This is a genomic window from [Mycobacterium] stephanolepidis (assembly GCF_002356335.1).
GTDB lineage: Bacteria > Actinomycetota > Actinomycetes > Mycobacteriales > Mycobacteriaceae > Mycobacterium > Mycobacterium stephanolepidis.
On sequence record NZ_AP018165.1, the window covers coordinates 89,338 to 102,001 of the forward strand.

At 63.7% G+C, this 12,664-nt stretch carries 11 protein-coding genes and 1 pseudogene; 11 read left to right on the forward strand and 1 reads right to left on the reverse strand.

Annotated features, from left to right (window positions below):
• Positions 1-158 precede the first annotated feature (158 nt).
• From MSTE_RS00460 to MSTE_RS00470, 3 genes are all read left to right on the forward strand, one after another.
• A complete protein-coding gene (locus tag MSTE_RS00460) occupies positions 159-476 on the forward strand; it encodes a type VII secretion target (RefSeq protein ID WP_096498322.1) in 318 nt (105 codons plus the stop codon).
• A 141-nt stretch (positions 477-617) separates the two neighbouring features.
• Complete coding sequence (locus tag MSTE_RS00465) at positions 618-1,922, forward strand: glycoside hydrolase family 19 protein (RefSeq protein WP_096498323.1); 1,305 nt, start codon at positions 618-620, stop codon at positions 1,920-1,922.
• On the forward strand, positions 1,919-3,073 hold the full coding sequence (locus MSTE_RS00470) for a hypothetical protein (protein WP_231896963.1): 1,155 nt from the start codon (positions 1,919-1,921) through the stop codon (positions 3,071-3,073). The genes MSTE_RS00465 and MSTE_RS00470 overlap by 4 nt, the downstream gene beginning before the upstream one ends.
• A 79-nt stretch (positions 3,074-3,152) precedes the next feature.
• On the opposite strand, the gene map is transcribed toward MSTE_RS00470, so the two are convergent.
• A complete protein-coding gene (gene map / locus MSTE_RS00475) occupies positions 3,153-3,920 on the reverse strand; it encodes a type I methionyl aminopeptidase (protein WP_096498324.1) in 768 nt (255 codons plus the stop codon).
• Between the two features lie 75 nt (positions 3,921-3,995).
• Here map and MSTE_RS00480 point away from each other — a divergent pair, with 75 nt between their 5' ends.
• From MSTE_RS00480 to MSTE_RS00515, 8 genes and pseudogenes are all read left to right on the forward strand, one after another.
• Entirely contained in the window at positions 3,996-4,262 is a 267-nt protein-coding gene (locus MSTE_RS00480; RefSeq protein WP_096498325.1) for a helix-turn-helix domain-containing protein, read from the forward strand.
• 28 nt (positions 4,263-4,290) lie between these two features.
• Positions 4,291-5,625, forward strand: coding sequence for a glycosyltransferase 87 family protein (locus tag MSTE_RS00485; protein WP_096498326.1), 1,335 nt, complete (start codon positions 4,291-4,293; stop codon positions 5,623-5,625).
• A gap of 10 nt (positions 5,626-5,635) precedes the next feature.
• Positions 5,636-6,646 (forward strand): PHP domain-containing protein, encoded by a 1,011-nt coding sequence (locus tag MSTE_RS00490; protein WP_096498327.1) that lies wholly within the window; start codon positions 5,636-5,638, stop codon positions 6,644-6,646.
• 45 nt (positions 6,647-6,691) lie between these two features.
• Positions 6,692-7,285, forward strand: coding sequence for a TetR/AcrR family transcriptional regulator (locus tag MSTE_RS00495; protein WP_096498328.1), 594 nt, complete (start codon positions 6,692-6,694; stop codon positions 7,283-7,285).
• Positions 7,282-8,856, forward strand: a complete 1,575-nt coding sequence (locus MSTE_RS00500; RefSeq protein ID WP_096498329.1) for a flavin-containing monooxygenase — start codon at positions 7,282-7,284, stop codon at positions 8,854-8,856. Before MSTE_RS00495 ends, MSTE_RS00500 begins: the two co-directional genes overlap by 4 nt.
• Positions 8,828-9,670 carry a mycofactocin-coupled SDR family oxidoreductase gene (locus MSTE_RS00505; protein ID WP_096498330.1) on the forward strand — a complete coding sequence of 281 codons (843 nt, stop codon included), beginning with the start codon at positions 8,828-8,830 and terminating at the stop codon, positions 9,668-9,670. The genes MSTE_RS00500 and MSTE_RS00505 overlap by 29 nt, the downstream gene beginning before the upstream one ends.
• Positions 9,667-10,902 (forward strand): annotated as a pseudogene (locus tag MSTE_RS00510) (cytochrome P450). The gene MSTE_RS00505 and the pseudogene MSTE_RS00510 overlap by 4 nt, the downstream one beginning before the upstream one ends.
• 203 nt (positions 10,903-11,105) lie before the next feature.
• Complete coding sequence (locus MSTE_RS00515; RefSeq protein ID WP_096498331.1) at positions 11,106-12,590, forward strand: flavin-containing monooxygenase; 1,485 nt, start codon at positions 11,106-11,108, stop codon at positions 12,588-12,590.
• The last annotated feature ends 74 nt before the right edge of the window (positions 12,591-12,664 follow it).

A 12,664-nucleotide genomic window follows, 5' to 3' on the forward strand; every position in this document is an offset into this window, starting at 1 on the left:
GAGGCACGAGCTGCGCGCGAGAAGACGGACACGGATTTCGCCGAGGAGGAGCCGCCCAAGCAGCCACCGCTGAAACTGGGGGACAAAGCCGGTTGGGACGCCGAGGACGACTTCTGGGAGTTTCGTAGCACTCGATTCAAGTATCAGTAGGAGGGGACATGTACCTGGACACTGATGGGGTTACCGAATTGGCCGGCAAGTGGGGCCGTGCCGCCGAGGGGTTGGGCAAGGCGGCCGAGCACGTGCGCTCGACGGAGATGAACGCACAGTCCTTCGGTGCCGAGCATGCCGAACAGATGGCGAGTGTTAGGCAGCGGCTGGATCAGCTCGCCGACAACATGCGTGATTGGGGCGGCTACGTCGGCGACTACCGCGGCAAGTTGCACGAAGCCGTCAACGCGTTCACCGAAGTCGACGCTGCGGGTGCGCAGGGAATTGAGTCGGCGAGCGGCGGCCCGAGTGAACGCGATGTGTGATGGTTGATTCGGGTAAGGAGATTTTGGATCGGGATTCGAAGATCGCCGATTTTTGTGCGTATTTGGATATTGTGCGGCGGCATCGGCAGGATTTCGCGGTTGGTGATGTGAGTTTTGTTGCGATTCCGGATCGGTCGGGGGATGACGACAACCGGGCGTATCAGCGGGGGTGCTGATATTCAGTTGAAGGCGATTCGTGATGATGCGCAAAAGTTGTCTGATGGTGCGTCGGCGGGGCAGGCGCAGTTGGATCTGATTCGGCAGACCGACAAGTTGCAGGATTATTGGGATAACAGTGAGGCGGCGAACGCTGCGTGGGATGACTACCAGCACAACAGTTCTCGGTTAGAGCGGGATCTGGGCAAGTTGCGGGAGTCCTCGGCTGCGGTCACGGGGGTGGCCGATCGTATCGAGCAGGTGTTGACGCTTAAGCAGCAGCAGACGACGTCGGTGGTCAAGTCGTTGATCGAGGGGACGCTGCGTAATAGTCCGGGCGATTTGGAGAATCGGTTGGTTACGGGTGCGGCGTCGATTTGGGCGCGTAACCAAGGTGGCGGTATCGGGGGGGTGGGTACCAATCAGCATTTGTATGCCCATCATGGTGCTCCGGGTGATAACTGGAACTGGAATGATGTGAAGGCTGATCTGCAGAACAGTGTGGCTGATGCGTTCGCCGCGGCGTGCAAGCAGCTCGATGCGATCAACGCCGCCACCGACAAGAACCTGCAGGAGAGTTACGCCAAACTCCTCGAAGCCCTCAACATCCCCCAAGGACCCACAGGCACCGGCAGCGGGGTCACAGAGCAGGGTGCGCCAGGGGATCTGACACCAGATCAGTTGATCGCCATCATGAATTCGCAGGGCCACGACTTGTCCAAGGAGAAGGCGGCAGAGTACGCGCCGCTGCTGGAGGCGGCGATGAAGGAGCGCGGTATCACCAGCCCCGCCCAGAAGGCGGCCTTCCTCGCGCAATTGGCCGCCGAGACTGGTGGTTTGACCAACTGGAGCGAGAACACTCCCGCCTCCGGCTACAACGTCGGGCGCGGACCCATCCAGCTGACGGGCGAAGGCAACTACGAGGCCGCCGGGAATGCGCTGGGTATCGATCTATTGAACAACCCGGGGCTGGCGAGCGATCCGAAGTATGCGTTTCGCATTGCCGCATGGTTCGTCACCTCCGATGAGATGGGCAACGCCATGGGCAAGTTGGGTGACGGTGGATGGGGTTCGGTACCGTTCTTGGGAACGTACGCAACGGGTTCCAACGGCGAACAGTTCGCGCAGTATGGTTCGGGCACCGGGTTCGAGGGAATGTCGCGCACCATCAACGGAGGCATGGCCGGGTGGCGTGCCCGGGCGGAGTTCTATGAGACCGCGCGGCAGGTACTCGGAGCACCGTCATTGGGGCCCTACCCACAACACCCAGAGGAGTCGCACGCCGGATGAGAAACGGATACGGCCGGACAAGGGCATGGACAGTGGTCGGCGCGGTCGCGGTCGTGTTGCTCGGCGGCTGCGACAAGCCCAGTCGGCCGGCCGAACCGTCGCCTAAAACCTTTGTTTTTCAAACTCAGACATCGATTGGCCTGGTGCGGGGATCGACGGTCGCGCTCCAATTGAAGCGGGTTGCCGGCTCCCTCACGGGCCCGGTGCCGCTGACCCGAGACGGCCGGCACATCTACGGCGCGGGTGTATCGGCCATCACGGTGGCCGATACTGCGAGCCTCGTGGAGCAGGAGATCGATTGCGGCGGAACATGCATAGGATTTCTCCCACCGCTAGCCCCACTGGGCGACGGAGTTGTGGGCGGCTTTGACCTCGGCGCCACAACCAATCCCAGTCAGGACGGTAAGACGACCACGGCGGTTGTGAAAGGGATCGACCTGAACGCTGCCGAGCATCACGTCGAAGATCTCGGGTCGATACCGCTCGCCGTACCGCAACCTGCGCAGTCGAATGTGGCTCCGTACACGTTCTTCCTCGATGCGGCACAGGGGGTGTATGTGTTTCTGCAGGCGGTTGTCTACCGGCCGACGCGGCCCTGGGAACTTGCTCAGACCCTTTACATCGTCAGGCCCGGAAGCGCGCCGATGAGCCTGGGTGACTACGCCTTTCCATCGGAGAGCGATGTCTGGGGTGTCGTCAGCCCAGATCGCAAGCGCCTAGCTGTCGGAAGCTACAGCGCCACCGAATCGGCGTCGGCCTGCTCCAGCGTCGGCGTGGATCTGTTCGACACGGCTACCGGAGAGCGGACCACGATCCATCCGGATACACCCGCCGAGGGTGAGGTCCAGTACCGGGTACGCCGAGCCTGGTGGGGCGCGGACGGCTCGCTGTACGTGAATTACCAACAGCGACAATGTGATCAGAATGCCGCCTGGTCTCCTCCGGTGGTATGGGCGTATACGAACGGTCGCTGGGATCGGGTCAGCACGCCCGGTCCGGCTCTCTTTGCGCTGAATCTCGGAGACGGAGAAACGGCCGTGGTCGAACCAAAGGGTCTCAACAGCGGCATTTTGTATCTCATAGACAAGGGCGGAAATCGAACGCAGATCGCCGAGGACGTCACGGCGATCGCAGACATCCCGCAGCGTTGATCGGGGAACGCATCGTTGCGTGCGCCGATTATCAGTTTCTGGCAAGAGGCGGCGGCAAGGCCTCGCAGGATCAGGCCGCCTAGCGCCGCTGCGTGAGCACCTGTGGCCCGTCTTCGGTGATGGCGATGGTGTGCTCGGAATGCGCGCCCCGAGACCCGTCGGCCAACCGGAGCGTCCAACCGTCTGGATCGACGGTCAGCCGATTGGTTCCCCGGCCGAACCACGGCTCCAGCGCGAGCGTCAGGCCCGGCTTCAATGCCAATCCCCGCCCCGCCGCCCCCTTGTTCGGAACGTGGGGGTCCTCGTGCATGGTTCGCCCCAGCCCGTGCCCGCCGAAATCGGTGTTGATCCGATACCCGGCACCTTCGGCCACCGCGGCGACGGCCGCGGAGATATCGCCGAGTCGGTTACCCGGCTGAGCGGCCGCGATGGCCGCATCCAGGGCGGCGCGGGTGGTGTCGATCAGTCGTACGTCCTCGGGATCAGGAGTGCCGACGATGGCGCTCACCGCGGAGTCGGCCACCCAGCCGTCGATACTCACCGCGAAATCCATGCTCAGCAGGTCGCCGTCGGCCAGCACGTAATCGTGCGGAAGCCCGTGCAGTACTGCGTCATTCACCGACAGACAGATGACATTGCGGAACGGTCCGCGCCCGAACGAAGGTGAGTAGTCCCAGTAGCAGGAAACCGCGCCGCGTTCGGTGACCATTTCGCGTGCTCGCTGCTCCAAGTGCAGCAGATTGACGCCGGGCGCTGCGATGGCCGACAGCTCGGAGAGCACCGAGGCGACAAACTCGCCGGTCACCCGCATGTGCGCGATCTCTGCGGGCGATTTCAACTCGATCACGCGTACCTCCTGGACGGTATTTAAATACCACCTTAGGGCTGTCGGTATTTAAATACCAAGACTAGAGTCGGCGGCATGGTTCGGCAGCCGCTCACCGCGGAACAACTCGCCGCGGGAAAGCGTCTGGGTGGGCTGTTGCGTTCCGCGCGGGGTGACCGGCCGCTGGACGATGTCGCCCGTGCGTCCGGGATCTCGCCGGAAACCCTGCGAAAGATCGAAACCGGGCGGCTCCCGACACCCGCGTTCGGTGCCGTCGTGCAGCTGGCCGCCACGTTGCATCTCGACCTCAACGACATCGCGGCGGTATGGCAGGAAGAGACCAAGATCGGCGCCGCGTCGTAACTGGCCCAGCGGCCGTAAAATCTGGCCGATGCACAGCTGGGGCGGGGAGATGCGGCTGCCGCGGGGCGCCGTTCTGAGTGCGCTGGTCGTGGCCGGGGTGGCAATGGTGCTGCACAACCGCCTCGTCCCGTTCGACACGCGGTTCTTCGGACTGACCGAGAACGGCTACGACCTGGACACCTATCGCGCCGCAGTGCGCGGGCTCTGGGAGGGCAAGAGGCTGTACGAGGCCCCGGCGCTCAACCAGGCGTGGTTCGTCTACCCGCCATTCGCGGCGCTGGTTCTCGCGCCGCTGGCGTGGGCCTCATTCGATGTCGCCAAGTGGGTGTTGCTCGCGCTATCCATCGCCGCGCTGGCGGTCATCGCGTGGCGCATCCTGCGTCTGGCCGGCATTCGCGCCGACATTCGGCTGGCGGTGATGACCGCGGCGCTCGCTGGTGTCCTCATCGACGTCGAACCGGTGCAGGCCACCCTCTGGTGGGGCCAGATCAACGCCCTGCTCATGGCGATGGTGTTCCTGGACCTGGCGCGACCGAACCCGGGGCGGTGGCGGGGGATCGGACTAGGACTGGCTGCGGGTATCAAGCTCACTCCGCTGGTGTTCCTGCCGTACTTACTGCTCACCCGGCAATGGCGCGCCTCCGCCACCGCGACGGCGACGTTCGCCGCCACCGCGGCGTTGACGTGGCCGTTGCTCTCGCGGGACAGCACATGGTTTTGGAGGCATCTCGGCGATACCGCACACATCAGCCGCATCGATCACTTGGCCAATCAGTCGATCAACGGATTTTTGGCGCGGTACTTCTTTCCGCACGCGCGCCCGGAGTGGCTGTGGATTTCCTTGAGCCTCTTGGTGCTTGCCGCCGGCATGGCGGTCGCGGTGTGGGCACACCGCAGGGGAGAACGCGTGCTGGCAGTGGTGTCGGTAGGGCTGACCGGTTGCGCGGTGTCCCCCTTCAGCTGGGCTGCGCATTGGGTGTGGTTCGCTCCCGCGATCGTCTGGCTGGTGGCCAAGGCGTGCACGACCAAGCGCCCCTGGTCGAGCGGCTGGGCTTGGCGCGCGGCGGGGCTGTTCGCGATGGTGTTCATGTGGACCCTGCACCGGCCGGGCCGCGGGCACACCACCATCTACTTCAGCGGGGTGTACTGGAACTTCCTCGACCTGCGCCCGTTCTGGATAGGCCAGCTGATGAGCGGTTGGTACCCGTTGGTGTTCCTATGCTTCATGATCGGCGCCGTCAGCTGGCTGCGGCTCAGCAGTGCCTCGGTCCGAGATGACCCGGATGACTTCGCGATGCTGTCGACGGACATCGAGGACTACCCGCCGGAAATTCTTGATGAGGAGCTGGCGCTGCGCGCCTAGAGTCCAGGGGGTGGACCCCGGCGCGGCATTGCGTGAAGTTGCCTACTACAAGGAGCTCGCGCGCGAAGAGTCCCGCCGGGTCATGGCGTATCGCAAGGCCGCCGACGTCATCGCCGCGCTCAGCCCCGAGGAGCGAGAGCGACACGGTGCCAACAAGACCTGGAAGAGTCTGACGGGCCTGGGCCCCAAGACGGCGACCGTCGTCGCCGAAGCCTGGTCCGGGAAGGTGCCGGTTGCCCTCGAACAACTACGCGCCAGCGCAACGGGCACCGGCGGCGGCACCATGCGCGAGGCGCTCAGGGGCGACCTGCATCTGCATTCGAACTGGTCGGATGGGTCGGTGCCCATCGAGGAGATGATGAGCACCGCGAAGGCGCTCGGACACGAATACTGCGCGCTGACGGATCACTCGCCGCGTCTGCGCGTCGCCAATGGGCTGTCGGCGGAACGGTTGCGCGCCCAGCTGAAGGTGATCGACGGACTGCGAGAGCAGATGGCGCCCATGCGAATCCTCACCGGGATCGAGGTCGACATCCTGGACGACGGCGATCTGGACCAGGACCCCGAGCTACTGGATCGGCTCGACATCGTTGTCGCGAGTGTGCATTCCAAGCTTGCGATGGACTCCGCGGCGATGACCCGTCGCATGATCGCCGCCGTCACCAACCCGCGCGTCGACGTGCTGGGCCATTGCACGGGGCGGCTGGTGGAGGGGGAGCGGGGCATCCGGGCGGAGTCGAAATTCGATGCCGCAGAGGTATTTCGGGCCTGTCGTGATTCGGGCACCGCCGTCGAGATCAACTCACGTCCGGAGCGACGCGATCCGCCGCGCCGGCTGCTGGATGTGGCGCTGAACATCGGCTGCGACTTCTCCATCGACACCGACGCGCATGCGCCAGGGCAACTGGAGTTCTCCGGGTACGGCTGCGAGCGTGCGCTCGATGCCGGTGTTCCGGAAGAACGAGTGATCAACACGTGGCCTGTGGAGCAGCTGTTGGCCAGGACCACGAAGGGCCGCTGATCGCACTATTGACACTTTGAACACATTCGCGCAAAGTGTTCAAACGTGAAGCTCGTAAAGACAGCGGGTCCCCGCGGTGAAGTGCCTGAACCGATTGTCGCGGCCGTCGCACAGACCCTGGTCCGCTCGGGAATCCAGCGTTTCAGCCTCTCGGCGGCCGCCGATGAGGCAGGTGTCTCGCGTGGAACCATCTACAACTGGTTCGGCGGCAAGAAGGAAGCCATCGATGTCGCGGTCGGCTTCATCGCGGGCGCCTTCATCGAGCTGTTCGCCGGGGCGGTGAGCGCCAAAGCCACCCTGGCCGAGCAGGTCGGCGAGGCGGCGGTGCGCATCAGTGATCACCGGGCGTGGTCCGACCGCCTGGATCCGACACTGCACGTGTCGAACGTGCTGGAGCTGGTGCTCGAGGAGTGCGGTGACGACCTGATGCGCCGCTCGGTGGAGTTCTGGGTGCCACAGGTGCAGGCAGCCACGAAGCGCGGTGAGATCGGTAGGGACGTCGACGCCACCGAAGGCGCCGAATGGATCATGCGGACCCTGATGAGCATCGAGGTGCTGCCCGCCATCTCCGTGGACCTGAAAGACCCGGCCGTGGTGCGGGACTACTTCTCCCGATTCATCCTGCGTGGGCTGGCATGAGTGACATCGACTGTCAGGTGGCGATCATCGGAGCCGGCCCCGGGGGCATCGCCGCCGCCCACTATCTGCGCCGGCAGGGTATCGACGACTTCGTGATCCTGGACCGCGCCGACGATTTCGGCGGCACCTGGCGCGATAACACCTATCCGGGCCTCGCCGTGGACATCCCGGTCTTGTTCTACCAGTTGAGTTTTGCGCGAACCGGCCGGTGGAACAAGCCCTTCGCCGACGGTGCCGATATCCAGCGCTACCACCTGTCGGTGGTGGATCGCTTGGGCTTGCGCAAGCACTTCCAGGGCAGCAGTGCCGTTACCGCGGAACGCTGGAACGACGACGGCAGCCACTGGGAACTCACCGTCGCCGGGAAGCCGACGGTGCGCGCCCGGTATGTCATCAGCGCCGTGGGTGGATACATCGACACCAAACCCGGCTCGGACATCCCGGGCCTCGGCGACTTTCGCGGCAGAATCATGCGGCCCAACGCGTGGGACCACTCGTACGACTACGCAGGTAAGCGGGTCGCGGTGATCGGTACCGGCTCCAGCGGCATCCAGATCGCCCCCGCAGTCGCGGAAACCGCCGCATCGGTCACCACCTTTCAGCGCACCCCCGCATGGATCATTCCCAAACCCAACCCGAGTATCTCGGCCCGCGGTCAGCGGATTCTCAGCGCGCCGTTTGTGCTGACAGTCATCAACGCGCTGATGATCGGGTCGATGGACGCCGCTCAGGCGGTGCTGTTCCATCTGCTACCGCTGCTACCGGAATCGCTGCTGCGCACGATGATTCCTCGATACGACGATATGGCGCGCAGGTGGTATCGCAAACTGCTGGGGGACACCGTCCGCGATCCGGCGTTGCGTGACGCCTTGATGCCGAGCTACGGGATTCTGGCGCGGCGCACCATCTTGTCCAATGACTTCCTGCAGGCCGTGGATGCCGGAGCGGTCCGACTGATCACCGACCCGATCTCACGGATCGCCGAGAACGGTATCGAGACAGCCGACGGCACCCACCACGATATCGACCTGCTGGTACTGGCGACCGGATATGAGATCTACACGGACCCGGAGCACTACCGGACCGGAAACGTGCGGGGCCGTGCCGGATTCGACCTGGGCGAGTACTACCGCGACCACGAAATGCGAACCTACGGCGGGGCGGCACTGCCGGGCCTGCCCAACCGCTGGGTACTGGTGGGACCCGAGGGTAATCAGGGGCAGGGATGGCACGCCATGGTGGAGGCCAACGCGCGCCACGCCGCCCGGGTCATCGCCGAATCCCTGCGGAGCCGCCGAGAGATCGCCGAAGTAAGCCAACGTGCCTTCGACAAATGGGTGCGGCGGATGGCCCATCAGAGCAAGGCAATCCGGTTGTACGCGACCGACTGCCAACCGCCGCTGAGTACCTACTTCGTCAACTCAAAGGGTGAGGCCCGCTACTACCGGCCCCAAACGGTAAGCGAAATGAACTGGTTCTCAACGCATTCCCGGCTCTCTGACTATTCATTTCGTCCGGTATCCCTCCACGCAAGGGCTTTCCATGGAAAAAGATCAGAACAATCTGCCTGATAAACCACTGGCCGGGCGGGTCGCGTACATCACCGGGGCGGGGCGCGGGCAGGGCCGAGCGCACGCCGTCCGGCTAGCCGGCGATGGTGCCGACATCGTGGCCATCGACAGCTGCGATAAGCCCTCGCCCTACAACGAATATCCGGCCACCACCGCCGAAGATTTCGACGAGACCGTCTCCGCGGTACGGGACCTGGGCCGTGAGTTCGTCGCAGAACGTATCGACGTACGAGACCTTGCCGGACAGCAGAAGGTGATCAACGAAGCGATCACCCGGTTCGGTCGGCTGGACATCGTGGTCGCCAACGCGGGCATCGCGAGCTGGGCGCGGCTCTGGGAGATCGAGGCCGACCAGTGGCGCGACGTCATCGACGTCAACCTGACCGGTGTGTGGAACACCATCAAGGCATCGGTCCCCGCCATGATCGAAGCAGGCAACGGCGGGTCCATCATCACCGTCAGCTCATCGGCCGGGATCAAGGCCATGCCCGGCTGCGGCCACTACGTGGCCGCCAAATTCGGTGTGGTGGGTTTGACAAACTCCCTGGCTGTTGAGCTGGGGGAGTACGGGATTCGTGTCAACTCCATCCACCCGTACGGAACCAACACGCCGCTGGCGGCCGACGAGTCGGTACTGCGGATGTTTGAGAAGTATCCCGGCTATCTGCAGAGCTTCAGCCAGACGCTGGTGGACAACGACAGGCTCGTCGAACCTGCCGAAATCGCCGAGGTGGTGGCATGGCTCGCAGGCGACGCGTCCGGCGTGATGACCGGTGCCCAGATTCCCGTCGACAAGGGGTACTTGAAGCGATGACCACATGTCCGTTTGCGCCCGGATTCGATTTCACCGACCCGGACCTCATCCAGCAGCGCATCCCCGCCGAGGAGTTCGCGTATCTACGTAAGACCGAACCCATCTGGTGGAACGCTCAGACCAGGGGAGTGGCCGGATTCGACGACGACGGCTACTGGGTAGTCACCAAACATAGTGATGTCAAAGAGATATCGCGGCTCCACGAAGTCTTCTCCAACAGCCTGAACACCACGGTGGTGCGCTACAACGAGGACATCACCGCCGAGCAGCTGGATATCCAGCGCGAGAATCTACTGATCGACATGGACGAGCCGAAGCACCGCATCCTGCGGCGCATCGTGTCGCCGCTGTTCACCCCCAAGGCCGTCAACGGATTACACGAACGGCTGGTGGTGCGCGCCAGCGGCATCGTGGAGGCGGCCGCCGAAAAGTCCAGCGGTAACTTCGTGTCCGATATCGCCTCGGTGCTGCCCATGCATGCCATCGCGGATCTGGTGGGCATCCCGGAGTCGGACCGCCAACAGGTGCTGGACTGGACGAACTAGATGTTCGCCTACGACGACCCGGCGATCTGTAAGGACACAGCCACCACCGCAACTGTTTCGATGCTGGGCTACGCCTACGCGATGGCCGAAGAGCGACAACTGAATCCGCGCGACGACATTCTCACCGGACTGGTCCAGGGCGCGTACGAGGACCGCCCGCTCACCCCGCTGGAGTTCGCCTACTTTGTCATCCAGCTCATGGTCGCGGGCAACGAGACCTCTCGTAACGCCATCACACATGGGGTGCTGGCCTTCGCGGACAACCCCGCACAGTGGGAGCTGTACCGCGAGCGCCGCCCGCAGACCACCGCTGACGAGATCATCCGCTGGGCCAGCCCCATCATCGCCTTCCAGCGCACCGCGCTGCAGGATGTCGAGCTCGGTGGTGTGCAGATCCAGAAGGGGCAGCGCGTGGGAATGTTCTACGCATCGGCCAACTTCGACGAAGACGTGTTCGAGGACCCGTTCACCTTCAACATCGAGCGCGACCCCAACCCACATCTAGCCTTCGGTGGACACGGGATTCACTACTGCCTCGGAGCCAACCTCGCCCGGCTGGAGATCGGCATCATGTTCGATGCCATGGCCGATAGGCTTCCGGATCTGATGCCGACCGGGGAGCCCACCCGATTCAGGTCGGTGTGGATCAACGGTGTCGTGTCACTGCCCGCGAGCTACCGCGGGTAGGCATCCGTGCGTAGCCGCTACACACCGTCCGCCCCTGGCGACTACCCGAGTAGTGGCATGCCATCCGCAGCCCGGACTGGTCTGAGTACGTGTTCACCGGCGCCGGACAGCCCTGACCTGCGACGTCGGCGGCATAGTGTGCGTGCGACCGCAAGGGTCTAACTTTACTTTTCTCCCCGATCCGTAAGCGGTAGCATCGCGGCATGTCCGAACACTTTGACGTGCTCATCATCGGCGCCGGTATCTCCGGCATCAGCGCCGCCTGGCACATTCAGAACCGCTGCCCGTCCAAGACCTATGCGGTGCTTGAGGCCCGCGACGATATGGGCGGGACCTGGAATCTGTTCAAGTACCCGGGTATCCGGTCGGACTCGGACATGTACACGTTGGGCTTCCGCTTCTCGCCGTGGAACGACAGCCGCACCCTGGCGGACGGACCTTCGATCCTCGACTATGTGCACAAGACCGCGGCCAACTCCGGAATCGACGGACACGTCCGGTATCGGCACAAGGTGGTCGGTGCGGCCTGGTCCACCGAGACCCAGCAGTGGACGGTTCAGGTGGATCACGACGGCAAGACCGTCGAGTACACCTGTTCCTTCCTGTTCTGCTGCAGCGGCTACTACGACTACGACCAGGGCTACTCGCCCGAGTTCCCCGGCGTCGCGGACTTCAAGGGCACCGTGATCCACCCGCAGCACTGGCCGGAGGACCTCGATTACAAGGGTAAGAAGGTGGTGGTGATCGGCTCCGGCGCCACCGCGGTGACCCTGGTGCCGGCGATGGCGCCCGATGTCGGACACATCACCATGCTGCAGCGCTCGCCCACCTACATCCTGTCGCTGCCGAACGAGAACCCGATCATCAACGGGCTGCGAAAGATATTGCCGGCCAAGGTCGCCTATCCGGTCGCCCGCTGGATCAACATCGGCCAGCTGATCTTCAGCTACCAGGCCAGCCGCAAGTTCCCCAAGGCCGCGCGGCGGATCATCATGCAGCAGGCCAAACTTCAGCTGCCCAAGGGCTATGACTACAAGACGCACTTCGGCCCCAAGTACAACCCGTGGGACGAGCGTCTTTGCGTGGTGCCCAACGGTGACCTGTACAAGACCATCCGCAAGGGCAAGGCCGATATCGTCACCGACCACATCGAGACATTCGACGAGACCGGTATCAAACTCAAGTCGGGCAAGCATCTCGACGCCGACATCATCATCACCGCAACGGGTTTGAACCTGAAATTCTTCAGCGGTGTCATCCCGACAGTCGACGGCGTGCCCGTCGACCTGCCCGCACAGACCGTGTACAAGGGTGCGATGCTCACCGGCATCCCGAACATGGCGTTCACCATCGGCTACACCAATGCCTCGTGGACACTCAAGGCGGACCTGGTGTCCGAGTACGTAGGGCGCCTGCTGAACTACATGGACGAGAACGGCTATGTGACAGCGGTTCCCGAGCTTGCCGACGAGACGCTCGAAAAGCAGCCGTTCATGGACTTCACGCCGGGCTATGTGCTGCGCGCGTTGGAGGAACTGCCCAAGCAGGGTGACAAGCACCCGTGGCGTCTGAAGCAGAACTACGCCTACGACGTCGGAATGATGCGACGCAGCCGGGTCAGCGAGGGTATGCGCTTCGGCAGAAAGAAGGCCGCCACCGAGACAACGCCGGTGGCCGTCAACAGCTAGACCTTTTCTGCGGAACGGTCGGGTGTCACGCGTGGATACCCGGCCGTTCGCCATCTACCGACCGTCACCGATGG

Bases quoted from the DNA above. Each gene is read 5' to 3' on its own strand.
- MSTE_RS00500 (WP_096498329.1), top strand. From the start codon at position 7,282: ATGAGTGACATCGACTGTCAGGTGGCGATCATCGGAGCCGGCCCCGGG.
- MSTE_RS00485 (WP_096498326.1), top strand. From the start codon at position 4,291: ATGCACAGCTGGGGCGGGGAGATGCGGCTGCCGCGGGGCGCCGTTCTG.
- MSTE_RS00460 (WP_096498322.1), top strand. From the start codon at position 159: ATGTACCTGGACACTGATGGGGTTACCGAATTGGCCGGCAAGTGGGGC.
- MSTE_RS00480 (WP_096498325.1), top strand. From the start codon at position 3,996: ATGGTTCGGCAGCCGCTCACCGCGGAACAACTCGCCGCGGGAAAGCGT.
- MSTE_RS00470 (WP_231896963.1), top strand. From the start codon at position 1,919: ATGAGAAACGGATACGGCCGGACAAGGGCATGGACAGTGGTCGGCGCG.
- MSTE_RS00515 (WP_096498331.1), top strand. From the start codon at position 11,106: ATGTCCGAACACTTTGACGTGCTCATCATCGGCGCCGGTATCTCCGGC.
- MSTE_RS00505 (WP_096498330.1), top strand. From the start codon at position 8,828: ATGGAAAAAGATCAGAACAATCTGCCTGATAAACCACTGGCCGGGCGG.
- MSTE_RS00465 (WP_096498323.1), top strand. From the start codon at position 618: ATGACGACAACCGGGCGTATCAGCGGGGGTGCTGATATTCAGTTGAAG.